Source organism: Vibrio iocasae (assembly GCF_042245395.1).
Classification (GTDB): Bacteria; Pseudomonadota; Gammaproteobacteria; order Enterobacterales; family Vibrionaceae; genus Vibrio; species Vibrio iocasae.
In genome coordinates, this window is sequence record NZ_CP145311.1 from 1,210,324 (window position 1) to 1,233,246 (window position 22,923).

23 protein-coding genes are annotated in these 22,923 nt (G+C 42.8%); 7 read left to right on the forward strand and 16 right to left on the reverse strand.

Going from position 1 to position 22,923, the window contains the following annotated elements:
* Positions 1-191: 191 nt before the first annotated feature.
* Complete coding sequence (nadA, locus tag SNR28_RS15315) at positions 192-1,256, forward strand: quinolinate synthase NadA (RefSeq protein ID WP_375754097.1); 1,065 nt, start codon at positions 192-194, stop codon at positions 1,254-1,256.
* A gap of 76 nt (positions 1,257-1,332) precedes the next feature.
* Here nadA and SNR28_RS15320 read toward each other — a convergent pair whose 3' ends face one another.
* Entirely contained in the window at positions 1,333-1,902 is a 570-nt protein-coding gene (locus tag SNR28_RS15320; RefSeq protein ID WP_375753533.1) for a UPF0149 family protein, read from the reverse strand.
* A 293-nt stretch (positions 1,903-2,195) separates the two neighbouring features.
* Here SNR28_RS15320 and SNR28_RS15325 point away from each other — a divergent pair, with 293 nt between their 5' ends.
* From SNR28_RS15325 to SNR28_RS15335, 3 genes are all read left to right on the forward strand, one after another.
* Positions 2,196-2,642, forward strand: coding sequence for an L-alanine exporter AlaE (locus SNR28_RS15325; protein ID WP_375753534.1), 447 nt, complete (start codon positions 2,196-2,198; stop codon positions 2,640-2,642).
* A gap of 359 nt (positions 2,643-3,001) precedes the next feature.
* Positions 3,002-3,922, forward strand: a complete 921-nt coding sequence (locus SNR28_RS15330; RefSeq protein WP_375753535.1) for a helix-turn-helix domain-containing protein — start codon at positions 3,002-3,004, stop codon at positions 3,920-3,922.
* A 186-nt stretch (positions 3,923-4,108) separates the two neighbouring features.
* Positions 4,109-5,128, forward strand: coding sequence for a porin (locus SNR28_RS15335; RefSeq protein WP_375753536.1), 1,020 nt, complete (start codon positions 4,109-4,111; stop codon positions 5,126-5,128).
* Between the two features lie 67 nt (positions 5,129-5,195).
* Here SNR28_RS15335 and SNR28_RS15340 read toward each other — a convergent pair whose 3' ends face one another.
* The 3 genes from SNR28_RS15340 to SNR28_RS15350 form a co-directional block, all read right to left on the reverse strand.
* On the reverse strand, positions 5,196-5,996 hold the full coding sequence (locus SNR28_RS15340; RefSeq protein ID WP_375753537.1) for a nucleotidyltransferase domain-containing protein: 801 nt from the start codon (positions 5,994-5,996) through the stop codon (positions 5,196-5,198).
* Between the two features lie 178 nt (positions 5,997-6,174).
* The gene (locus tag SNR28_RS15345) at positions 6,175-6,912 is read right to left on the reverse strand and encodes a DNA/RNA non-specific endonuclease (protein WP_375753538.1); all 738 of its coding nucleotides are present in this window, start codon (positions 6,910-6,912) and stop codon (positions 6,175-6,177) included.
* A 95-nt stretch (positions 6,913-7,007) separates the two neighbouring features.
* Positions 7,008-7,325, reverse strand: coding sequence for a hypothetical protein (locus tag SNR28_RS15350; RefSeq protein WP_375753539.1), 318 nt, complete (start codon positions 7,323-7,325; stop codon positions 7,008-7,010).
* Positions 7,326-7,778: 453 nt separating this feature from the next.
* On the opposite strand from SNR28_RS15350, the gene SNR28_RS15355 reads away from it, so the two are divergent.
* Positions 7,779-8,996: a 4Fe-4S binding protein gene (locus SNR28_RS15355; RefSeq protein WP_375753540.1), complete on the forward strand. Its 1,218-nt coding sequence runs from the start codon at positions 7,779-7,781 to the stop codon at positions 8,994-8,996.
* Here SNR28_RS15355 and SNR28_RS15360 read toward each other — a convergent pair.
* From SNR28_RS15360 to ppsA, 8 genes are all read right to left on the reverse strand, one after another.
* Positions 8,986-10,350 carry a sensor histidine kinase gene (locus SNR28_RS15360; RefSeq protein ID WP_375753541.1) on the reverse strand — a complete coding sequence of 455 codons (1,365 nt, stop codon included), beginning with the start codon at positions 10,348-10,350 and terminating at the stop codon, positions 8,986-8,988. The genes SNR28_RS15355 and SNR28_RS15360 overlap by 11 nt on opposite strands.
* The gene (locus SNR28_RS15365; RefSeq protein WP_375753542.1) at positions 10,347-11,030 is read right to left on the reverse strand and encodes a response regulator transcription factor; all 684 of its coding nucleotides are present in this window, start codon (positions 11,028-11,030) and stop codon (positions 10,347-10,349) included. Before SNR28_RS15365 ends, SNR28_RS15360 begins: the two co-directional genes overlap by 4 nt.
* A gap of 51 nt (positions 11,031-11,081) precedes the next feature.
* Positions 11,082-11,693 carry a hypothetical protein gene (locus tag SNR28_RS15370; RefSeq protein WP_375753543.1) on the reverse strand — a complete coding sequence of 204 codons (612 nt, stop codon included), beginning with the start codon at positions 11,691-11,693 and terminating at the stop codon, positions 11,082-11,084.
* Between the two features lie 120 nt (positions 11,694-11,813).
* The gene (locus SNR28_RS15375) at positions 11,814-12,254 is read right to left on the reverse strand and encodes a DUF411 domain-containing protein (protein WP_375753544.1); all 441 of its coding nucleotides are present in this window, start codon (positions 12,252-12,254) and stop codon (positions 11,814-11,816) included.
* A gap of 25 nt (positions 12,255-12,279) precedes the next feature.
* A complete protein-coding gene (locus tag SNR28_RS15380; RefSeq protein ID WP_375753545.1) occupies positions 12,280-12,834 on the reverse strand; it encodes a c-type cytochrome in 555 nt (184 codons plus the stop codon).
* Between the two features lie 114 nt (positions 12,835-12,948).
* The gene (locus tag SNR28_RS15385) at positions 12,949-13,344 is read right to left on the reverse strand and encodes a hypothetical protein (RefSeq protein ID WP_375753546.1); all 396 of its coding nucleotides are present in this window, start codon (positions 13,342-13,344) and stop codon (positions 12,949-12,951) included.
* Positions 13,345-13,512: 168 nt separating this feature from the next.
* Positions 13,513-13,935, reverse strand: a complete 423-nt coding sequence (locus SNR28_RS15390; protein ID WP_375753547.1) for a universal stress protein — start codon at positions 13,933-13,935, stop codon at positions 13,513-13,515.
* Between the two features lie 240 nt (positions 13,936-14,175).
* Positions 14,176-16,536, reverse strand: a complete 2,361-nt coding sequence (gene ppsA / locus SNR28_RS15395; RefSeq protein WP_375753548.1) for a phosphoenolpyruvate synthase — start codon at positions 16,534-16,536, stop codon at positions 14,176-14,178.
* A gap of 169 nt (positions 16,537-16,705) precedes the next feature.
* Here ppsA and SNR28_RS15400 point away from each other — a divergent pair, with 169 nt between their 5' ends.
* Positions 16,706-17,539: a pyruvate, water dikinase regulatory protein gene (locus tag SNR28_RS15400; protein ID WP_375753549.1), complete on the forward strand. Its 834-nt coding sequence runs from the start codon at positions 16,706-16,708 to the stop codon at positions 17,537-17,539.
* Here the strand turns inward: SNR28_RS15400 and SNR28_RS15405 are convergent.
* A complete protein-coding gene (locus SNR28_RS15405; protein WP_375753550.1) occupies positions 17,536-18,426 on the reverse strand; it encodes an AraC family transcriptional regulator in 891 nt (296 codons plus the stop codon). The two genes, SNR28_RS15400 and SNR28_RS15405, sit on opposite strands and share 4 nt — an antisense overlap.
* A 124-nt stretch (positions 18,427-18,550) precedes the next feature.
* On the opposite strand from SNR28_RS15405, the gene SNR28_RS15410 reads away from it, so the two are divergent.
* Positions 18,551-18,769 (forward strand): hypothetical protein, encoded by a 219-nt coding sequence (locus SNR28_RS15410; protein ID WP_375753551.1) that lies wholly within the window; start codon positions 18,551-18,553, stop codon positions 18,767-18,769.
* 97 nt (positions 18,770-18,866) lie between these two features.
* Here SNR28_RS15410 and SNR28_RS15415 read toward each other — a convergent pair whose 3' ends face one another.
* The 3 genes from SNR28_RS15415 to SNR28_RS15425 form a co-directional block, all read right to left on the reverse strand.
* Positions 18,867-20,120, reverse strand: coding sequence for an enolase C-terminal domain-like protein (locus SNR28_RS15415; RefSeq protein WP_375753552.1), 1,254 nt, complete (start codon positions 20,118-20,120; stop codon positions 18,867-18,869).
* A 261-nt stretch (positions 20,121-20,381) separates the two neighbouring features.
* Positions 20,382-22,574, reverse strand: a complete 2,193-nt coding sequence (locus SNR28_RS15420) for a hypothetical protein (RefSeq protein WP_375753553.1) — start codon at positions 22,572-22,574, stop codon at positions 20,382-20,384.
* On the reverse strand, positions 22,561-22,725 hold the full coding sequence (locus SNR28_RS15425) for a hypothetical protein (RefSeq protein ID WP_375753554.1): 165 nt from the start codon (positions 22,723-22,725) through the stop codon (positions 22,561-22,563). The genes SNR28_RS15420 and SNR28_RS15425 overlap by 14 nt, the downstream gene beginning before the upstream one ends.
* Positions 22,726-22,923: the final 198 nt, after the last annotated feature.

The following is a 22,923-nucleotide window of genomic DNA, read 5'->3' on the forward strand; positions in this document are numbered from 1 at the left end:
TCGTTCAGAAGAATAATCACACCCAAAGGTCACCATTTTCAGGTGGCCTTTTTCGTACTTGTTCCTATACTCAAGGTCGCTTGAGTATATGTTAATGCTCTTTAGACTTATGTATAGCCTTTTGATAGTGGAACTAAAAACACTATCGGGTGTACAATGCGCGGATTACAGGAAATTGCGTGAGCAGAGCAATGAGCCACATATTAGATATTATTGAAAATACCGTATACCCATTTCCTCCGAAACCCGTTCCACTGACGGAAGAGCAAAAGCAAACTCATGTAGCAAACATCAAGAGATTGCTCAAAGAGCGAGATGCGGTTTTGATAGCCCACTACTATACTGACCCGGAAATTCAGGCGCTTGCTGAAGCTACCGGAGGTTTTGTTGGTGACTCACTTGAGATGGCTAAATTTGGTAATCGTCATCCAGCGAGTACTCTTATCATTGCTGGTGTGAGATTTATGGGTGAATCTGCCAAGATTCTTACACCGGAAAAAACGATTCTGATGCCAAACCTGGAAGCAGAATGTTCACTAGACCTCGGATGTCCGGCTGATAAGTTTACAGAGTTTTGCGATCAGCACCCTGATCACAATGTCGTTGTTTATGCTAACACCTCTGCAGCGGTTAAAGCCCGTGCAGACTGGGTTGTAACTTCGAGTATCGCATTAGAGATCGTTGAGCATCTCGACTCCGAAGATAAGCCAATTATTTGGGGACCAGATCGTCATTTAGGCTCATACATTAAAAACAAAACTGGTGCAGATATGATTCTGTGGCAAGGCGAATGTGTGGTTCACGATGAGTTTTCTTCTAAAGCGTTGAAGGATATGAAAGCCATCTATCCGGAAGCTGCAATTCTGGTTCATCCTGAATCCCCGGCGAGCGTTGTGGAATTAGCAGACGCTGTCGGCTCGACAAGTCAATTGATTAAGGCAGCGAAAGAGCTTCCGAATAAGCAGCTGATTGTTGCGACAGATAAAGGCATCTTCTTTAAGATGCAACAGTTGGTTCCAGAGAAAGAGTTAATGGAAGCACCAACAGCTGGTAATGGTGCAACATGTCGTAGCTGCGCACATTGCCCATGGATGGCGATGAACGGTTTGGCTGCAATTGAGAGTGCACTTACCGGAAACAGTGAAGAACATGAAATTTTTGTCGATGAAGAGATTCGAGTAAAGTCTTTGATTCCACTGAATCGTATGCTTGATTTTGCAGAGAAGTTGCAGATGGAAGTGAAAGGCAACGCATAATAGGACGTTGTTTTTAAAAAATGGAAAGGGGCCTGACTCTATACTCAATTCCTGGCCCCTTCATTTTGTCTGGTGTTTAAGCTTCTTCAGCTAACACCGCACCTCGCTGTGTCAGGCCACACAACATAACAGGGACAGCGTTAAAGATTTCTTCAAACTGATCTAACCCATCTACACCTTGTTCCTGCAATGTACTTAGTGCAGTTTCAGGATCGTACAGCATACTAAGTGATAACAATACACCACCTAAAAGGGCGTTGTCTTCGCTCTGCTCTGGCATGAGTGTTTCCCAGTCATCTCGGGCAAGCTGATACCCTTGTAAAACCCCTTCCAGAAACTCTCTGGTTTTATTCGTGACGATGTCTTCATCATCGAGCATGCAGCCTTCAGGCCACTGCCAGTTGCCGTCGAGAAGTGCGGGCCTTGCTTCATTCCATATTTCTACAACTAGGTTAGCGTAAAGCTCTAATTGTTCTCCATCAGCGAATGGAGAAACTTCTTCACCTCCCCATAGGAACGGTAGCCATTCTGCTGGGTCTAAAACAATTGGTGCGCAGGCCATTGCGGTAACAAACCCAGTTGTTTGAGCCTGACTTAGTAACTTACCTTCCAGCTCTGGTAATTGAAGTAATTCTTGTAGTGTCACGATATGTCCTTGATTGGAATGATTGCAATATCGTAGCAATTAAACGCGTGTGGCTAAACCCAGAACCGCTGTTTATGGCGATTTGATTTGACGATTGAGAAGGGGGTAGAGATTGTGACTAATTTTCATTCAAAAACCGGTGTAATATTCATAAAAAAAGTTTAAAAATAGAATATAAAACCATTATAAATGTGTTTAAATAGCGCGAAAAGCTGGCTTGATTAGATAAGTCCAGTGTATGATTTGGTAATGTGTTTAATATTATAGTTGATTATTCTGGGTTGAGGCGTTAGATGAAAGTGCGTGCTCCTTTGAGCTTTAGGAACATTGCAGCAGATACTTTTGCAATGGTTGTATTCTGCTTTATTTCAGGGATGGCAATTGAAATTTTTATTTCTGGAATGAGCTTTGAGAAATCGCTCGCTTCCAGATTGGTGTCAATCCCTGTCAACATAGCCATTGCCATGCCTTACGGTTTATACCGTGATTGGATTCTAAAGCAAGGTGGCAAGTTCTCAGGTGGTATGATGATGAAGAACTTGTCTGATCTTTTTGCTTTTGTCACTTTTCAGTCACCCGTTTACGCAGGCATTCTATTGTCTGTAGGGGCAACGACAGAACAAATAATCTCCGCTGTATCAGTAAATGCTGCACTTTCTTGTGGGATGGGCGTACTTTATGGGTACTTTCTTGATAGCTGTCGGAAAATGTTCCGTGTTCCCGGCTATCAGCGAGCTTAAGGTTCTTTAAGCTCAAGAATAACAATAACGTCATACGGCTAGTGTGATCGCCCCCGGCAGCAAATGCTTTCGGGGGTTTTTGCATTTTGTAGCCAAGAAAAAAATCGATGCTAAAGACAGACTATTGACTCTCTTTTATTATGTTCGCTATAGACTGTTTTGTTACAGCTATTCTGATTTATATATGTTCGTATTTTTAGGAGGGATTTCCCTCCTTTTTTTTATAAAATTCTTTAAATAACCTGACAGATCTCTCCTGTAGAAGAAGTACTCTCGCGAGCTAATTTATCCTCCAAACTGATAATTAAAAATCCGTATATAAATCTGCTTTGCCATCTAAATATCAATAAGGTGTTTGTATGAGTGTGTTTTCTGAACAATTAAAGTATCTTCGAAAAAAAAATAAACTTACCCAAAAAGAGTGCAGTCAGTTTTTGTCTGATAGTCGAGAAGAATTATTAAATGTCGACTATGTCAGCATCAGTCGTTGGGAAAAGGAGAGTGTTAGACCTTCTCTAAAAAAACAGATAATGATCATTCGTTTACTTGGTGGTGATGTCGAAGCTTTATTAGCTGAAAACTTTCAGGATAGTAAACATCAGCAAGTGATTGAGCGCTGGGCGGCAAAAAAATATGACACTATAAATCTTATGCTCGCGTTTCAGAAAGGGCCGACAAGTACACATGAATGCACACTAGAACAAGCTAAAGATGAGTCTGATGCCGCTTTTGTTGTTGAGCGAATGAAGCGAGCCAATGAAATACTTGAGCTTTCCGAATCAAACCATAACAGCCTATATGGTGACTATCTATTAAACGAATACCGTGCGATTAGTTTTTGCAGGGATGAACAGGGTCTAATAGGTTACAGCATCGATCTTAAGTTTGATAAGGATCTTTTACCTGCCATCCTTAAACGTGTTGATCCTGACCATATCCCCGCTACTGCCATAGACAAAACGAAAAAGCTGATTTTATATAGCTACGCCCGTATGTTTGTTCATAGCTCTGCCTTCAAAAAACTCACCCAAAACTATATCCAGAAAATAATTGATACACCATCTATTCAAAAAGCCGTTGTTCGGGTGATGGATCAGGATCTATATAAATTATTAAGTCAGCTTGGATTTGAAGTCTTAACGACTTATAACAACAGTCCAGTAAAACTTATTGAGATTGGAAACAAAAAATATTCGACAGTGTTACTTGGAATTAATATCGAAGAATTACTATCAAGTATGAATGTTCTGGGATATATCTTTTGCCCTAATAGTAAGTGAGAATAATAACCTTATTATATTTGTGAGCATTGTTCAAAATATTCAGCCAGTAGCTTGTTATTTGAACATATTTAGCATTTTCAATCTTATCTGTTTTCAAATGCTATTTTTGTCTGTTCCTTAGAAAGTAATAATCGAAGTCAAGGGGTTAACCCCGTTGCTAATTAATACAAATAAGGAGTTGGCATGAAACTTAACAAGTCCGTACTTACAGTAGCTGTCCTATCTACACTATCTTGTAGCGCGATGGCTGCAACTATCTATGCAACTGAAGATACAACACTTAAGCTAGGTGGTCGTGTAGAAGGTCGTGGTTACTTTGCTCACGATGAGTACGATGACAAGAGCCGAGTAAGTATTAACATTGAAGGTGAAACAAAGGTTTCTGACAACGCTTCATTCTACGGCCGTTACGAGAACGAAATCGGTGGTGCAGACGCTGCTGGTAGCAGTGCAGAAGACAGCATGGAAACTCGTTACATGCAGACAGGTTTCAAAACAAATCTTGGTAACTTCTACTACGGTCGTCACGACAACGCAACAACGTTCATGACAGACTGGACTGACCTAGCAGAAGTAAACAGTGGCATCGTGAACGAACATGATGCACTTACTGCTGACCGTTCTGAAGGTAACCTTCGTTACGAACTGAAAAAAGGCGGTCTGACAATGAACCTTGGCGCTGTAAACAACGAAGTTGTTGAAGGTTTTGCAGCATCTGTAGGTTTTGAGCTAGATAGTGGTTTTGGTATTGCTGCAGCTTATACAGACAGTAAGCAAGACAACTACGGCGAGAACGGCGATGATTTCGCTGGCGTGAACGCAAACAACCGCACTGGTATGGTAGCAACCAAGTTCGATATCGGTAACCTATATATGGCTGCGATGTACGAACAGGGTTCAACAGACTTCGATAGCAAGTCTTCTGATTACATTGGTATGGATGCGTACATTGGTCTTAACTTCGCAGATACAGGCTACTCGCATCACAACATTAACGTAACGTATAACTACTTCGAACACGACGATCGTAAGTTTAGTCATATGGACGTTGAAAACATTGGTCTTGAGTATGGTTACCATATCAAGAACGCAACTATCTACGCATCTTACACATTCAATGTGCTAGAAGACAGCGATTACCTGCTTGATGCGAAAGCAGATACAGAAGACGCTGTAATGGTTGGTGTTAAGTACAACTTCTAATTCTGTTAGTTGACTAATCACGATAGAGCCACCCTTATTTAGGGTGGCTTTTCGCGTAATAGTGAATTTATTTAGAAAGGCTTGCCACTAAGTTTTTTAGCTCTTCGCTAGCTTGTTTTGTTAAAGCGGGTAACTCAACGCTGTTACTTGGTGAAACAGACATGATTTGTTCCATTCTTTGCTCGAAGTTTACAGGAAGAGCTGGGCAGAGTTTCTTAGCCGTAGAAACCAGACGCTTTTCCCCCGGATGGGGAACTTTATTAAGCGCGAAGAGAATATCAAAGTAGCTTGCGAGATATTCAGTAAGGCGATGTTGAACGCTGACGTAATCATCGCGTTTGACCGCTTTGCTTATTTGCTTAGGATAATTTGGCGCAGAGTCGGTAAGCAGAGGAAGGTTTTTTCTTACGATTGAAAGAGTTAGCTCTTCGCTGTATTCAACCTGATATTTTTTCTGCAAACCTTTCAGTTCACCATTGCGGTCGAATATGATGTTTGAATTAAGTAAGTTAGCCCAGAAGCAAGTACTGTATCCGGTGGAGCCCTGATGTTGAAATACTACACGTTCCAGTTCAGAGTCTAGCCATGCCATATCGCGGTAAATTAGCTCAATTTCAGTTCCTGATTTCAGTACTCCGTCATCTTCGTCTTCCCAAAACTGATTGTTCACTTCCATCTCAGAACAGTGCTTTTCAGTAATTGCTTCTCTTACTTTGACGGGAATAGATTCATTGATGTAGACGTAGACATCGTAGTCCGACATCGAATCGTTCATATTGATGCTGTGGGAACCTGCTAATGCAATTGCCTGAACCTGCTCAAGCTCTGACAATTCCTGTATCAGCGACATAAGGTATTTGTCGTCCATCTCACTTCCTTTCGTTATTTGATGGAAGGATAAGCTAGTAAAATTGACTCTCACCAAACGAGTAAGGTTTCACAATTCCAGGAATTAAATTTTATGTGTATGTAAGGAAGTGGGTGTTTTGTGAATAGATTCACCTAATGTGCAGAGATTATTGCTGAACATTAGGATTGAATTATTGTTATTGGCAGCCAAGTTTGTTTTTTAGCGTCCCCCCAGCCGGGAGTTTAGGAAGCTCGAATGAAATCTTTTTCTGAATATCGTCAAGCCCAACAATTTTCGAACAACTATCTTCACCGCGTTTCACTTTCTGATTCATGACGAAACCCACCGCATTTTTGCCATCGTAAACTACTTTAAAATAGCCGGATGGTACGGCGTGTGCTTCATCTGCTTTTGGCAGCTTTGGCATATCTTGTTCAAACAATGGACCAGTGATGACGTACAGCGGTGTATCATAAGAAGCCGCATTTCTTACTTTCTCTTCCAATACCTTCCATGGTCCCTGGTTCAGATCTTTATCCTGCGGGGTGATATTGCTCAGATAGTTCGCTTCATACCAGAAGCGTGATCCGGCAAATGAAGCTAGCGGTGCTTGGTGGCCTCTGTCTGCTTCCAACGCTGTTGAGTTCGCCCCGCTGTAATCGGATTTCTCCAGTGTTTCATTTTCATCTAACAATGGGTCGGATTTCCATGTACGACCAGGAGATGCTCCATAGTTGATGGGGTTGACCTCATAAGCGACCCAGTCCGCGAACTTTGTGCCGGGGTTATTTGACAGGGCGTAGATATGAGTAAAAACCAGATCATTATTGTCGGGATTGGAAGGGCATCCTTGCGGACAATGTACAGACAAAGTTGCAGCGCTCGATGGTAGAGCGAAAACACTAAGCAAGCCAAGAATAACGGGGAGTTTCATGATGATCCTTTTCCTTTAAATCAAAAGGTTATTCGTGTTTATGGAACACAATACCAATACTACTAGAGTAGGAAAGAAATCACACTTTGTAATATTTATTTTTTCTTCCACTTTTCCAGACATTGAATGCTCTGCTCAATATCTGAAATAAGCTTTGTTAGCTCAGTGGCGAAACTAAGATCTTCTTGTTGCCCCAGTTTTTCTATCTTTAATAACTTCCTATAGAGGTGCCTGAACCCTGCCATTGAAACGCTGCTTTTAATACGATGAATATTGCCAAGTGTATCTTCTGGAATATAGGGACCACAACCTAGTTTAACGAGTTCACGTTGCATAGTCTCAGTATATACATCCGCAATAAATAAGCGCATTTCTTCGGGTACATCGTTCAAATATTCTATATATCTATTCATTTTACGTCCGAACTATACATGTCGCTTGATAATATTATTTTGTTGAATTAAATCTATACCTATCAACTGAAATTTTATTATTTATTCGATAAGAACAAGAATTTATATTAGTACATTTTTAAAAGTATGCATATTAGCAAGCTTATATATTGCTTTGCTGTCAATAAAGTAAGAATTGTGCTGAATGAGTGGATAAAATATGAACGGGTGTATAAATTCCAGCACAAAGCTATGGAGCTCTGAACTGAGATATAAAGCATAGGAATAAATTGACTTAAGTCAATTTACTCAATTCGGTGTGACAAATATCCCAATAGCTTAAACATAACGTGAGCTATTGAGTAAAATACGTCTTTAAAGGTATATCAATAACTATGACTTATCTTTATATTAAGGCCTCAGTAATAACTCTGAAAATTATCTTTCTAATCGCTTGTTGTGTAGAGCCGTATTATGTCCCTTGTAGAATCCGTTGTATTGATGTCAGGTTTGTTATTCTGTCTAAGCCTTCTCTATTGGAGTAAGCAGAAATGGGGGCTTTTGCTATCCGCGTTATTACTGCTTACGGCAATGGTTGTCTCAGCATCATGGCCCCTTATGGTGGCGGCGGCTGTAGGTTTAGTTGGGGTAACTTTTGTCAATCGCATTCAGCCAGAACTGGCAAGAGGGGAGGTGAGGGAAAACAACCTTCGCGATTGGGTACAGCACTTAATGGCTCTCTCTATCTTGCTGGTCGGTATTCAATACGTCGTTTACTATAGCTTTTTGTCAAATGGTGTCGTCAGCGGTCTATCTAGACCTGACGTACTCGATGCATTTTTGCCAATTGCTGCCGGACTTGAGATTAGAGCCATTCTCACGTTAAACCTTTGGGACGACAATCATCCGGCAGCCGCAGTAATGATGGTTTCTGTATTGCTAAGCGGATTGGTTTGTAAGCGTGCTTTTTGTGGGTGGATATGTCCAATCGGATACGCTGGAACTTACCTGTACAATTTCAGAAAGCGTTTTATTAAGGGAGAAGGTGTACCGCCATCCTGGTTAGACTGGCCCCTTCGAATGCTAAAGTATCTGCTGCTTGCCGGACTGTTGTTTATCATCATTAAAGGAATTCCAACGTTAGCGCTGCCTAAATACTTAGATGGTGTCTACATGAAGGTCGCTGACCTGAAAACCGGATTATTCTTTATCAGCCCTGGCTTTATAGGTGGATTGTGTCTCTTAGCGGTCTTGTTGATGGCGTTGTGGCAGGACAGGGCATTTTGTCGATATCTTTGTCCTTATGGAGCGGCTTTGGGAATTCTCAGCTTCGCCAGTCCATTTAAGGTTCGACGTAAAACGGCGTACTGTTTGAATGAATCAAAAGGTATGAACTGTGATAAGTGTACCCGGGCCTGTCCAGCCAGAATTCAGGTCCACACCATAGAAACAGTGAGAACTGACGAGTGTCAGGCCTGTATGAGATGCGTAAGCGCGTGCCCTAAAAAAGAAGCACTGGATATAAGTACCAGTGGAGGCAAGAAACTGTCTGCGCGTGGTATGTTAATCGTTCTGTTGTTACTTATGTTTGGGCTACCTTTAGCAGCCCATGTATTCGGGTTCTGGCATAGCCAGATTGCGGACGAAACTCGCATGGAGTTAATGAAGTACCTGCATCAGATTAATCACTAATGCTATGAGAAGGGAAGTAAAGAGAGATCTTTAAGCCTTGTTTCCCTCTTAGTACATGATCATTTAGGGTAAGCCTGCCAGACATTTTTTTGGTTGCGGCTAGCACCAGACTCAATCCAAGGCCGTTACCTTTAGTGTGGCGGCTTTTATCACTTCGGTAGAATTTTTCACAAAGCTTATTGAGCTCTTCTTCTCCAACGCCACCACTTTGATCAGCGAAATGTAGCTGAACGCCATCAACAGTTTGCTCAGACCATATCTCTATTTCACCACCATCAGGATTAAACTTGCATGAGTTATCGAGCAAGTTACAGAAAACTTGAAAAATAAGTTCCCGATTGGCTCGGAACTGATGTGTTGCGGGGACGTTTGTAATGAGTTTTATTCGCTTGTCTTCGGTGACGGGCAGATAGAGATCGGTAACATCTTCCACAACCTCAGCCACGTTAACGGTTTCTAGCGCAATATGTTCACCATTTGACTCGAGACGGCTAATTCTGAGTAGCAGGTTGAAGGTGTTGAGAAGCTTCTGAACCATAGACTCAATTTCATCCAGTTCAGGATGCTCAGAAGCTAAAGCCTGAATTCGTTGGTATACCGACGTTAATGGTGTTCGGAGATCATGCGCGATGTTGTTCGACTGTTGGCGGGTTTTCTCTGTTGATACCTCCAGGCTTTCCAACATCATATTGAGTTCGCTGATAGTGACAGCTAAAGGCCCGTGCAGATCTTTGTCTGGAATGCGCAGTTTTAGATCGCTTTTCTTTCTGATATTTGAGCTGGCTTCGTTGATATCGGTAAGCCTGAATTTAATGCTCCGAATCATATAGCTTGCCGCTAAAAAGCCAATGATCAGGATGCCTATGATCGAATACATGAGCCAGTTGATAAAACCTGTCTGACTTTCAAAGTAGTTCTGATCTATGGTGACTTCGACTCTTTGCCAATCATCACCAATAGGAAGGTAGGTCTCTGTTCCTATGTACTCATAGTTTTCTTCAGGGTTATCGGATTCGTGACTTTCAAAAGAGAACTCTAATGAATGTTGCTCGTCACCATGTTCAATAAACCTCTCCAGTTCCTCATACTCTTCTGCACTAATAATTTCCCTGAACTGATACTTAAAGATACTTTCGTGCTCATTTTGAATCTCATTGCGGATAAAGTAGGCGTCTTCTTCTTCCCATGTCTGTTCAATGTAACTGACTTCCGCTTCGAGTAATGGCAGTGCGCTATTTTCAATTGCCCATAATCTGAATGTTTCCCGCGTGAAAAACAGTAATACGACGCCCAGTAAAACCAAGGCACCGTATAGAATCAGAAATCGACGAAAGGGGTCCTTGAACCATTTCATTTTCGAACCTCAAGAACATAACCCGCGCCACGAACGGTGTGCAGCAGCGGTTTCTCTCCCTCAAGATCGATTTTTTTCCTGAGTCTGCTGATATGTACATCAATGACATTGGTTTGCGGATCGAAATGGTGATTCCATACTTTCTCAAGCAGCATGGTGCGGGTAAGAACCCGACCACAGTTTTCCAAGAAGTAATTCAGAATCTGAAACTCGCGGGTGTTCAATACGATCTCATGGCTGCTTCGATAAGCTTTTCGCGACATAAGGTCGAGCCTGAGAGTATCCAGTTCCAACATGTGTTCGTTTTGTTCCGTCGAATGTGATGGTCTGCGGGCAAGAATTTCGATGCGAGCCAAAAGTTCAGTATACGCGTAAGGTTTGATCAAATAGTCGTCGCCGCCACTGCGAAGCCCTTTCACTCGCTCCTCAACCGAGTCCAAAGCACTGAGTACCAATACAGGCGTCTGCTTGCCAGAGGCCCTGAGTGCGCTAATCATCTGTAACCCATCCATCTCAGGCATCATTCGGTCGCAAATGATAACGTCATATTCTGCTTGCAACGCACATATCAAACCAAGTTTACCGTTTTCGGCTACATCGGTTTGATGCCCGGATTGTTCCAGACTCTGGCTCAGGAAACGGGACTGTTCCAGATTGTCTTCAACTAACAGCACTTTCATTTTGAACTTAGCTCCGGGCTTTTCGGGTTATTATCTATTTATTTGAGTATATTATGATCGATGTTCTGCTTCGTCATCTATGTCGGTATCGGAGTGACCAAAATGCATACTCTCATCACCAAAAAAGACACTGAAGTCGTCATAGTGTTCGCCAAAAATATCCATTTCTTTAAGGTCCATTTTTTCTGAATCGAGGACCTGAAGGGTATTTGCATCAATCATCAGCAAGGTAGAAGAGGAATCGTTAGCTTGATTTTGTAACTCCACGATATAGACCACCCCAATCTCTGGGATAAACTGCTTATGTGCAGCAATAATACGTCCCTTATGAGTATTGTTTACCGAACTAAGAATGTCCTGAAGTCCGTACTTACCCTTGAGTAAAGCTTTGCCTAGATCTTTTCCGGACTTTCCATCAAGAATAACTGGCTTGATAACATCTTGTTTCTCAGGAGTCAGCATATACAGCTTCGTGCCATCCTCTTTCTCGACCAGTTCGATAGAGTCAAAAGCCGCAGAACTCGATTTTTGTGCCTGCTTTAATGCTTGCGAAGCGCTCATTAAGCCTTTAGTTGAATGTTCTCCACTTTGACGCTCTTCTGCAAACGTATTGAACGTAACCAGACTGGTGATAACAAGGGTAAGTGTAGTGATCTTTTTCATAATCGTGTTCCTTTGAGTAGGTGAAGTGGTTGTCTACGGGAACAAGATTAAGGAGGGAGGTTTACCAGCTTCTAAACGGAAGATTAAAAATATTTAATCTTCCGTTTTCTTCAACGCTGTTTAGTACTTTTTATACAGGCTTAGCTGACCTTCTTTATCAAAAGCGATGACGTTGAAGTCTTTGTATTCCTGGCCTGGGGCCGCCATGCCTGGTGAGTGCTGTGGCATTCCAGGTGCCGCCAGACCAGAAATGTTGTCCGGTCGGTCTTTCAACAGTCGGGCAATATCTTCCTCAGGAACATGGCCTTCTACCATATATCCATCAATGACAGCGGTATGGCACGACATCAGCTGGTTTGGCATACCGAACTCTTCTTTGATATTGCTCCAGTCACGTTTGTGATGGATGTTCACCTTGTAACCCTTGTCTTCCATAATTTCGGCCCATTCGGTACAACAGCCACAGGTAGGTGATTTATATAGTTCGATGGTTGGCTTAGCAAAGGTCGAGAAAGAAAGAGCGGCCGTTGACAGCGCAAATATATGTAGTAGTTTTTTCATTTTAAATTCCTCTCGCGTGACAAACTTATTTCACGCTGATATTGATTGTGTTTTGCTGGTGGGCGAGTTGAAAATCTCCTTTACTCGCCAACCAATCAAATGCTTTGGTTTCGTATGGCTGAATGGTGATTGTCTTTTCTGGTGCTATTCCAGTAAGCACCAGTGAGACGGGCTCTAGTTTCTTATTGAAGATAACCAGTTGGCTGTTCGTTCCCGACTTTAACGATATGTTCGTTTCGTTAGCTTTGTCTTCAATTGTCCATTCGATAAGTGTTAGCTTACCCATTTCAGTAAGGTAGAACGCAAGATCTTCCCGGTTTTCAGCCGATAAAGCGGCGCTTAGCAGCTGCATTGTAGGTTCGTTGTCGAGTCGGGCATTAATATCAGAGAGCGTTGCGCCTCTGATATTTCCTCCTACGTTGCCCCCACCTTGAGCAAACATGCCATGACATGTTGAACAGCCATAGCCTCCTGCAGTCCGAAAAAGGTGTTCACCTTGTTGATACTGATTCGTTTCTCCGGCTGATGCCAAGGTGCTCACTAGGGTGAAGCTTATGGCAAATAGTTGCTTCAATATCACTTTTATCTCCAATCCAAATCTTAGATATATTTTTGAATTACATGCAAGTATGACGAAATACACGGTTTACCGTGCACAGTTAAATTGACATTTTGTAATCTGATTGAAATTCAGTTAAGTGATGGGAGGCCGGTAGGGCGAGCTGGTCAATGAGCTGATATTTGAAAAAGCATCTCTCACGATTAACAGCAGACTAGAAGACTGCAGCGGTAAGATGAGTGACTGAGAGAGGACGCTATAATTAATGAAGTTAGATACAGGGCAGCATTTGTGCTCAGAGATGGAACCATCTGAATCACAACATTCGTCCATCAGCGTATCGCTGGAGTGTTGCTCTGAAACAGACATCAGATGTTGGCACAAAGCCTCATCATGATTATTTGCTGACATCATCATGTTGGTTGATGAGTCTAATAAAGGTATGGAAGGAGCAGCAAAAGAAACACTTGAAAGCAACATCGCTATCAAAGTGATTGCAGTAACCCATATTGAGGTTAGTTTCTTATGCATGTACAACTCTATAAAACATCAGATCGTATTAAATATCTATTAGGGGGGAAGTGCTGTCAAGCAAGGCAGTGTGAAAGGTTGATGTTACCTCTCCTTGGAACAAAAATAAGCCGCATATCTACCCTGTATGAAGATATACGGCTTGCTAGTAGCTCGTTTAACTTGTGGTTACTCCATAATAGGGTGCACAAGTATATCGATAGAGCTTGTATTGATGAGCTGACGCGAAGTCGAGATGATGTGACTCCAGAAATCATGGTGGTGTCCACAAAGTAACAAGTCAGCTTCGTACTTCTCGATCACCTCAGGAAGTCGGTTAGCGATGTTTCCCGAACCGGCCAACGCATATTTCACCGGAACGTCTGATGCTTTAATAAAACGCTCAAAGAAATGATTGGTTTTATCCGGCACATTGGCTCGACTTTCTTCATCGTTCAGATCAAAGAGTTCGTGATAGATTTCCCCATGAGTGTCATCGATATATATCAGGGAGAGTTCGGCATCGAATTTTTTAGCCAATGCAACGCCTTTGCTGATGAGCGAATCACTCTCTTCGGAAAGCTCTACTGCAACTAAAATGTGTTTATACATAACTGCAACTTCCTCATATAGTTATTTACATAAAAAGCATAGCACCAGAGTTGGGGTGATTTTGTACACCTATTCGCATTTTTTAAATCTTGTGCAAAAACAGAGTTTTGTTCGGCGAAAACTTTGATAAAGGTTGCAGTTTGTAGTGAAGTAATTGAAGGGGCTTTAGAAAGAAATTACCCCGGAAATGACAATTGCAGTTCCGGGGTAAGTATTAAGAATTCTCACTCAAGTGAGTAATTAACTACCGAGTTTTAGCCAGGTATCGACAACCGTATCTGGGTTGAGGGAAATAGAGCTGATCCCTTCTTCCATAAGCCACTGAGCAAGGTCATCGTGGTCGGATGGCCCCTGACCACAAATACCGACGTACTTGCCCTGCTTGGTACAGGCTTCGATTGCCATATGCAAAACAGCTTTAACCGCTGCGTTTCTCTCATCGAAGATATGGGCAACATCACCAGAATCCCTGTCCAGGCCGAGCATTAGCTGCGTCATGTCATTAGAACCGATTGAGAAGCCATCAAAGTATCTAAGGAAGTCTTCCGCCAGGATGGCATTCGACGGGATTTCACACATCATAATAATACGCAGGCCTTCCTGACCGCGGCTCAATCCGTACTTAGAAAGAAGATCAATGACCGAGCTCGCTTCGCTTGGTGTACGTACGAATGGGATCATAATCTCAACGTTCTTAAGCCCCATTTCGTTGCGAACACGTTTGATCGCCTGAGTTTCCAGTTCAAAGCAATCTTCGAAAGACTCAGAGATATAACGTGATGCACCACGGAAACCTAGCATAGGGTTTTCTTCGTGCGGTTCGTAACCCGGACCACCAATCAGATTGCCATATTCATTGGACTTAAAGTCTGACATACGAACAATGACACGCTTCGGCCAGAATGCAGCACCGATAGTGGCTATTCCTTCTGTAAGTTTACTTACGTAGAAATCTACTGGGTCGCTATAGCCGCGCATCTTAGTACGAATCTCGGCTTTGACTTCCTCAGATTGTTCGTCAAAGTTAAGCAGAGCTTTAGGGTGAACACCGATCATCTTGTTGATGATGAATTCAAGGCGGGCAAGTCCAACCCCTTCGTTTGGCAGTTGTGCAAAGTTAAATGCGCGATCAGGGTTACCCACGTTCATCATGATTTTGGTTGGTAGCACTGGCAACTCATCTACGGCAGAGCGGTTTACCTCGAACGGGATATCTCCCTCATAAACGTGTCCGGTTTCCCCTTCAGAACAAGAGACAGTCACAATTTGTCCGTCTTTGATGGTGTCTGTTGCATGTCCACAACCAACAATCGCCGGGATGCCCAGTTCACGTGCGATGATCGCTGCGTGACAAGTACGCCCACCACGGTTGGTAACAATAGCGGCTGCTTTCTTCATTACCGGTTCCCAATCTGGGTCGGTCATATCGGTGACCAGAACGTCTCCTTCCTGAACAAGCGACATTTCGTCTAAAGAAGCGACTAATCTGGCTTTACCGGTACCAATCTTCTGTCCGATTGCACGGCCTTCGATCAGAACCTGACTCTTATCGCCTAACTGGTATCTTTCGATAACCTTGGTGTCTTCCTGAGACTGAACCGTTTCCGGACGGGCCTGCACAATGTAGAGTTTTCCATCAATACCATCTTTCGCCCATTCGATGTCCATCGGACGTTGGTAATGACGTTCAATAATCAACGCTTGTTTTGCCAGCTCTTCCAGTTCGTCGTTGGTGAGTGAAAACTGATTTCTCTCCTCATCGCTGGTATCAATGATTTGTACCTGTTTGCCGACTTCCGTCTCGTCCGAATAGATCATTTTGGTCAGCTTAGAACCAAAGGTTTTCTTGATGACGGCATGATTGCCAGCCTCAAGCATTGGTTTATGAACATAAAATTCATCAGGGTTAACCGCCCCTTGAACAACCATTTCACCTAGTCCCCATGAAGAGGTGATGAATACCGCATTATCAAAACCTGTTTCCGTATCGATACTGAACATGACACCCGAGGCCGCAATATCTGAACGAATCATTCGCTGGATGCCTACCGACAGTGCGATACCTTCATGATCAAATCCCTGGTGGACTCGATAAGAGATAGCGCGGTCATTAAACAGCGATGCAAATACGTGTTTAGTTGCTTCCAGAACAGCATCAATGCCTTTCACATTCAGGAAGGTTTCCTGCTGCCCTGCGAACGAAGCATCCGGAAGGTCTTCAGCTGTTGCTGATGAGCGTACAGCCACGGACATCTCAGGGTTTCCATCAGTCAGTGCCTGATAGTTTTGTCGGATATTCTGTTCTAGTTCGATAGGGAAGGGGGCATCCAGAATCCACTGCCTGATAGTGGCACCGGCTTTCTGTAGGGCTTTTACATCATCAACATCCAGTGCTTTTAAGATGTCATAAATTCTCTGATTCAAACCTTCATATTCCAGGAACTGATGGAATGCGAAAGCTGTTGTTGCGAATCCGTTCGGGACTGTTACACCTGCATTAGCGAGATTTGACACCATCTCACCAAGCGAAGCGTTTTTACCGCCGACTTTATCTACATCTTCCATGTTTAGCGTATTGAGCCAGAGGGTATGGTCTTGCATGGTTTTCTCCACGTCATACATTAGGGGACTTTAAAAAATGGTTAAACAATCAGCGACAAATTAAAACGTGCAAACATCCCAACTTGATACTAGCCTGATTGAGTAGCCTGTTATTATCGTTATCATTACGCACATCGTACTCAAATAAATTTTAAATAATAAACAAATTATGCAATCCAATATTCAAACTCGTGACGTATTCTACGTTTCTGATGGAACAGCCATTACATGTGAAACATTAGGGCATGCAGTTATTGCACAGTTCTCATTTTTGCCAGTTGAGAGAACATTTCCATTTGTAGAATCCGATGAAAAATTGTATGAGCTCATCCGGGAGATAGAAAAGTCCTATCAGAAACAGGGAGTTCCACCGCTTGTTTTCTTTTCAATGGTACTGCCAGATATCAAATCAGAACTCCTGAAATGTGAAGCACATTTTTATGATGTTCTGGCTCCTTTGATTAACGCAATGCAGACCGATTTGCAGTTAGAAGCGAAGCCAAAGCTGCATCGTTCCCACAGCGTAAATAAAAATGCCGAAAGCTATTTTGATAGAATTGCGGCAGTGGAATATACGCTTGCACACGATGATGGTATTTCACTTAGAGATCTTGATAAGGCGGATCTTATCTTACTGGGTGTCTCTCGAAGCGGTAAAACGCCCACCAGTGTTTACATGGCCATGCAGTTTGGCTTAAGAGTTGTGAACTATCCTTTCATCGAGGAAGATCTTAAGAGATTGCGGTTGTTACCTGAGCTGGAAATGAACAGGCATAAATTGTTTGGGTTAACCATTAAAGTTGAAAGGTTAACTGAGGTGCGCAGTCATCGATTGGCTGAAAGTGAATATGCTAGTGAGAATCAATGTACTAATGAGGTGAACCTCGTAGAAGCTTTCTTCAGGCGCGAAGCGATCCCTTATCTGGATACTTCGGAACTTTCGGTTGAAGAGATCTCTACCCGAATATTGGAACGTACTGGCATCAACCGAAATATGTTCTAAATGCCTTCTCTGTAATGCTTGGGCGCAACAGAGAAGTATTTATTAAACTGGTTTGAAAACTCATACTGAGAAGCGTAACCGAGCTTTGTTGAGATCTCTGAAATACGTAGGTTTGTTGCTCTTAGTAAGCGACAAGCCTCATTCATTCTTTTTCGGATTAAATACTCTCTTGGAGAAACACCAAGGTGCTTTTTAAACGTCTTGCGAAATTTTTCGTAACCCCAACCTTTGTCTTTGCAATACTCTTTCAAATCAAACCGGGTGGGGTAGAGCCGTTCAAAATTTTCTAGGCTCTCCTTTATCATGGCATCAGGAATAATATCTTCGTCCTGTCTGGTGAATAGTGTCCTTAGAATGTTCAGATAGCTGAGGTAGGCATCGAACACCTGCTCTTCTGTACCGGTTTGGAGTTCCTCCATAAAAGACTTAATGCTTGCGATAACAGGTTCTGCGACCTCTCTCTGATAGACAGGAATCGATTTGTCGACCAGTAATAGGGAGCAGAGGTGCTCATAGAGTTCTTCATTGCAATCAAGATAGTATTCCTTCCAGCCAGTGCCTTCGGTTATATAAGTCGTGTGCTTTATTTGAGGAAGTCGTTGAAATATCGAGCCAGATCTGAGTGGATATGAGTTTCCATCTTTATCTATGTATTCTCCTTCTCCATGCACAACATAAACCACAGAATAAAAAGGGAAACGACCGTCAATATGGACGTTTCCAGTACCATTCTCTTCAATATATCCGCTTCCGATCCAGTTTTTAGATTGGCCTAGAGTTCTGGAATAATTTAGCGCAGAAGCACTATTTTCATGCTCCATAGGGAACAAGTTTTGAGCGCAAATAGACTCTTTTTCCAAGTATTTGTGCTGATTGTTCTCAACCATTTAAACCATCCGTCATATGAAAATCAAAATACCAATGAGCATATCTATTTTACCAAATGTGGCATTTAGTATTGTGATGGTCCTTGTAAAATAGGTCCTGTAGTCATGGTTAGGGGGAGGCGATATGAACCATTTAATTGAAAAACCTTGGGAGTTTTCTGACGAAGGTAAAACCACTCAGCATATGGGTGAGCGCCATAGTCTAGGATTCAAAGTTAGATTAATGCACGCAGTTATCAAAGGTAACGCTGGTGCCCACAGGTTGTATTCATCTATGGAAGAACGTGGACTGGATACGCTACTACTTATTGTCCCTTGTCTGATAGCTCTTCCATTTCTATAAAAACTGAGTTCCGGTTCTGGTAATACGCGCGGTCCTTTTGGCGTAGTACCAGGCCATTTCTTTACCCGATTTCAATTCTGTGTATCAACAAGATTATCTAAGGACGCGAAGCAGTGCCATCCGGTGTTCGGGCGTTTGTCCAGGAAGGAATACCACCTTCGATGGGATATTTTTTAGCTAGCTCTTCGTTTAGCTCAATACCCAAGCCCGGTTTATCGCTTAAATAGGCATAGCCTTGCTCTATTTCTGGACATCCAGGGAAGACTTCTTGTAATGCCTCATTCATTGGTGTGTATTCCTGAATGCCGAAGTTTGGAGTGCTCATATCAAGGTGCATGTTGGCTGCAACTCCGACTGGAGAAATATCACCAGGGCCGTGCCATGCCGTTCGTACCCCACATAGTTCACTCATAACAGCCAGTTTTTTAGCTGGCGTGATTCCACCAATCATGCTGGTATGGCAGCGAATGAAATCAATTTCATTGTTGATGATCAGAGACTTATAGTCATTGACAGTGGTAAACAGCTCTCCCATAGCGATAGGCGTTGAAGTTTGTTGTCTGAACATTTTCAACCAATCTTTGTTTTCTGGAGCAACCGGATCCTCTAAATAGAACAACTGGTACTCCTCAACATTTTTGGCCAGTTGCAGAGCGTTAATGGGAGTGACTCGCTCGTGAACGTCGTGAATAAATTCAATACCAAAACCAAGCTTATTTCTTAGATGATCAAATAATCTGGGAACCGCCTGTGCGTATGCCTCTGGATCAAAATATATTCCAGGCGTTTTGATTCGTGGAGAACGTTTAGGCTGAATGTTCTTTGCCCGACTAAGCTTGTTTGCTATTAGCTTTAGATCTTCAGTCCCTGCACCACCGTACATGCCCATCTGACACCGAACATATTGGTATCCATCTTCGATTGCCGCGCGGATACTATCTTCTACAGCAACTTCGTCTTCGCCATCCGTATGGCGATATAGAGAAATTCCGTCTCGACACTTACCTCCGAGCAGATCGTATACAGGCATTCCTGCCATTTTTCCTTTGATATCCCATAGCGCAATATCCACACCAGACAAAGCGTTGTTGATGATCGGTCCGTTACGCCAGTAACCGCTGACCATGGCTGATTGCCAGATATCTTCGATGCGCGAGGGATCTTTTCCAATTAGGAATGGCTTTAGATACTCGTCCACTGCAGTTTTAACAGCAGCAATTCGTTGAGTAAAGGTTGCGCACCCAAGCCCATATAGTTCCGGTTCATTTGTTTCAATTTTTACAACTGCTAAATCGATGCCGCCAGGTGCGGTAAGAATTGTTTTTACGTCAGTGATTTTTAAGTTGTTCATTAGATCTCCACTGCACATTGCTATATTGACTAGCCAAAGTCTCTAATATTATGCCAATGGCTAGTTGATACAGTGATAGCTGTCATGCATTGAAAATCAAACTGTTAGGTATGCAAAATTATGAGTTTTGAAGCGGAGTATGTAAGGCGGGAAGCTTAGTTGGATAGGCACACTCAGGTATAGCGTTCAAGATCCAGTAATATAAACAAAAAGCCACTGCTACCCTGGTAGGTGACAGTGGCTTTATTGTTTGCTTATGAGTTACTGAGTTACACCAGCGATAACCGATGGGTCTCCAGATACTGTAGGCATGGTACCTATGTCAGCGCTTCCCGTTACTCCTGTTGGTACTGCTACCGCAGGGTCAGAGATAACCAGGCTGCCACATTGTCCAGCTGCTGTCTGCATTGTCTGTTCTACATCAATTGCTTTGATAACATATTGGTTTGAGTTACCAAGTAGAACACCATCGGCAAGAGAGAAGGCAGGGCGATATTGACCACCATTGTTGGAACTAGGGATACCCCAGAAATCACCGTTACCACCATAATTGATCATGTATGTCTGACCATCATACGCACCCGCACTACCGCTTCGGTCATTCGCATTTGAGTGTTGGTAAACCAACTGAAGTGGTTTCTCGAAACTGGCAATATTGTTCGAACCATCTCTTACGGTTGATAGCTGGTTCCATGATTGAACACCCGTTTCCCAGACATAAAACTCTGAAACAACACTTGGGTCATAAATTTCATAGCTGTTACTTACCGTGCCCAGAATCATAGGTCCACTGCGTACACCCCAGCTGTGTGGTGTCGAGTTGATATTGTTTTGAGTTAGTGAAGCATCATAGCGAACAGGTTCGCTACTTGTAGCGCTCACAAGTGTTAACGCATTACCACCTGTTGTAGCAAAAGTGAAGGTAAATGGACCAGCTGTCGTTTCAAATGGGCTGTTTGAACCACTGTAGTTAGTTAGATCAGCCAGTTGAAGCGTACCGATTGGGCAGTTGTCATAACAGGTCAGCGTCACTGAACCCGATTGAAGCAGTTCGCCCGTGCCTGTTTCACTACCGTTAATGAACGACTGCTCGTAGTAGGTTAATGCAGCCTGTCCATCAAGGTATTTAACCTCACCACCTAGCTGCTCAGAATACATGTACAAAGATTCGTTAGCGGCCAAAACGATTTGTGTTGGTGTTTGTGAAGTAATTTGAGGTCCGTTACTACCCCACGCGAGTTTACCTGTCTTGTAGAAGCCATCACTGCCAACGGAATCGTCAGCCGCAGTCAGGTAATTGACTACCCACTGGTCGTAGTTACTATCTGCAAAAATAGCACTATCCCAGTATGAGAATTGAACACCCCGTGCGTTTGCCAGATTCAGGCTCTTCACCGTATTTTTAATCAATCTACCCGGTGCGTTGATATAAGTGTAATTGGTTTCTACACCACCATCATTTTTAACAACCGTGTCACCATTTGAAAGCGCACCTTCGGATTCAGTCCAAACACCCCAGTAACCAATGTGTCCGTAGGCATCATAATTACCGTCAGAGTTGCTGTCGTACTTAATTGGGAATCCACTATTAATTTGTACTTTTGCACCAGTCGTCGCATTAAATAAGTCGTAGCGATGTACGAAACTATCGTAACTGGTACGGCTCAAACATTGTCCGGTGTTGTTACCAGATTTATACGGTAGGTCTGAAAAACCACTATTCACGCTTTGCACAAGTACATGGGTAGAGTTGTAAGCTAGAGCGTAGGAAGTTTGTCCACTGCCACTGCGGTTTACACCGGTTAGCGCTATGCCGCTGGAGCGATCGCTCGACATAATCACACTTGCGCTTTGCTCATATGTGTTGCCACCGTGAGAAGAAGATTCATACATGGTGAACCCGATAGAACCGGGTACGGTATTAACAGTTTTAACCTCACCACCACCACGCTGGTTATTAGCAGTGAAATTATCAAAGAAGTCAAAATTAAACTGGAACTCGCCAAAAGGATTGTCTGTTGTTACACCACCGGTTATCTCTGCTTTGAATTTGATAGCTTGTTCATCACTTCCTGAACCCATCTCGGGTAACCAGAAATGCGCATTTAATGGTGAGAAGTCATCTTGACGCGTTACATTGGCTATTGCCTTCATATAACTTGGTGCATTTGTTGCGCCTGAAGATTGGCCACCTGAACCATCTTGTTCGTCGTCAAAACAGGCAGACTCATCCGCTAACACAGAGTAAGCTCCCTGGTTAACAAACTCAGTGCTGTTGAACTGTTCTGTGAAGCATAAAATGCTATTCACCAGTTCGATGGGCTCAAGTGCGGCATTCCAGATATGAGAGTTAGTTTTTGCGTTGCTGTAATCTGTGCCAGGGTCATTATAAGCCGCAATGGCTAATGTCGGAGTAAGTAGCGCTATAGCGATAGAGATTTTATTCAGTTTCATTGGTTACCACCTCCAATTGCTGAGGTAAAACTAACGACGAAGTGGAGACTGGTGACGAACTGTTACTTGTCTCTCCATCGCCACCACCACAAGCGATCAAACCGGAGGCAAGTATCAACACAACAAATGTGTTTATTGCGGTTTTAATCATAACGACTCCTATACAACAGGCTGAACCTTTTAAAAAAGGAAAAATATTAAAGTACATGGTCAGAATATAAGCATATTCTGATGGTCTCTATTATTTTATTGGTATAAGTGTTAGTAATAAGATCGCAAACACAAATTCATGAAATAAATGAGTTGTTGAGCTCATAGATAAAGTGATCGGGCTGGCATGCTGAGTCTA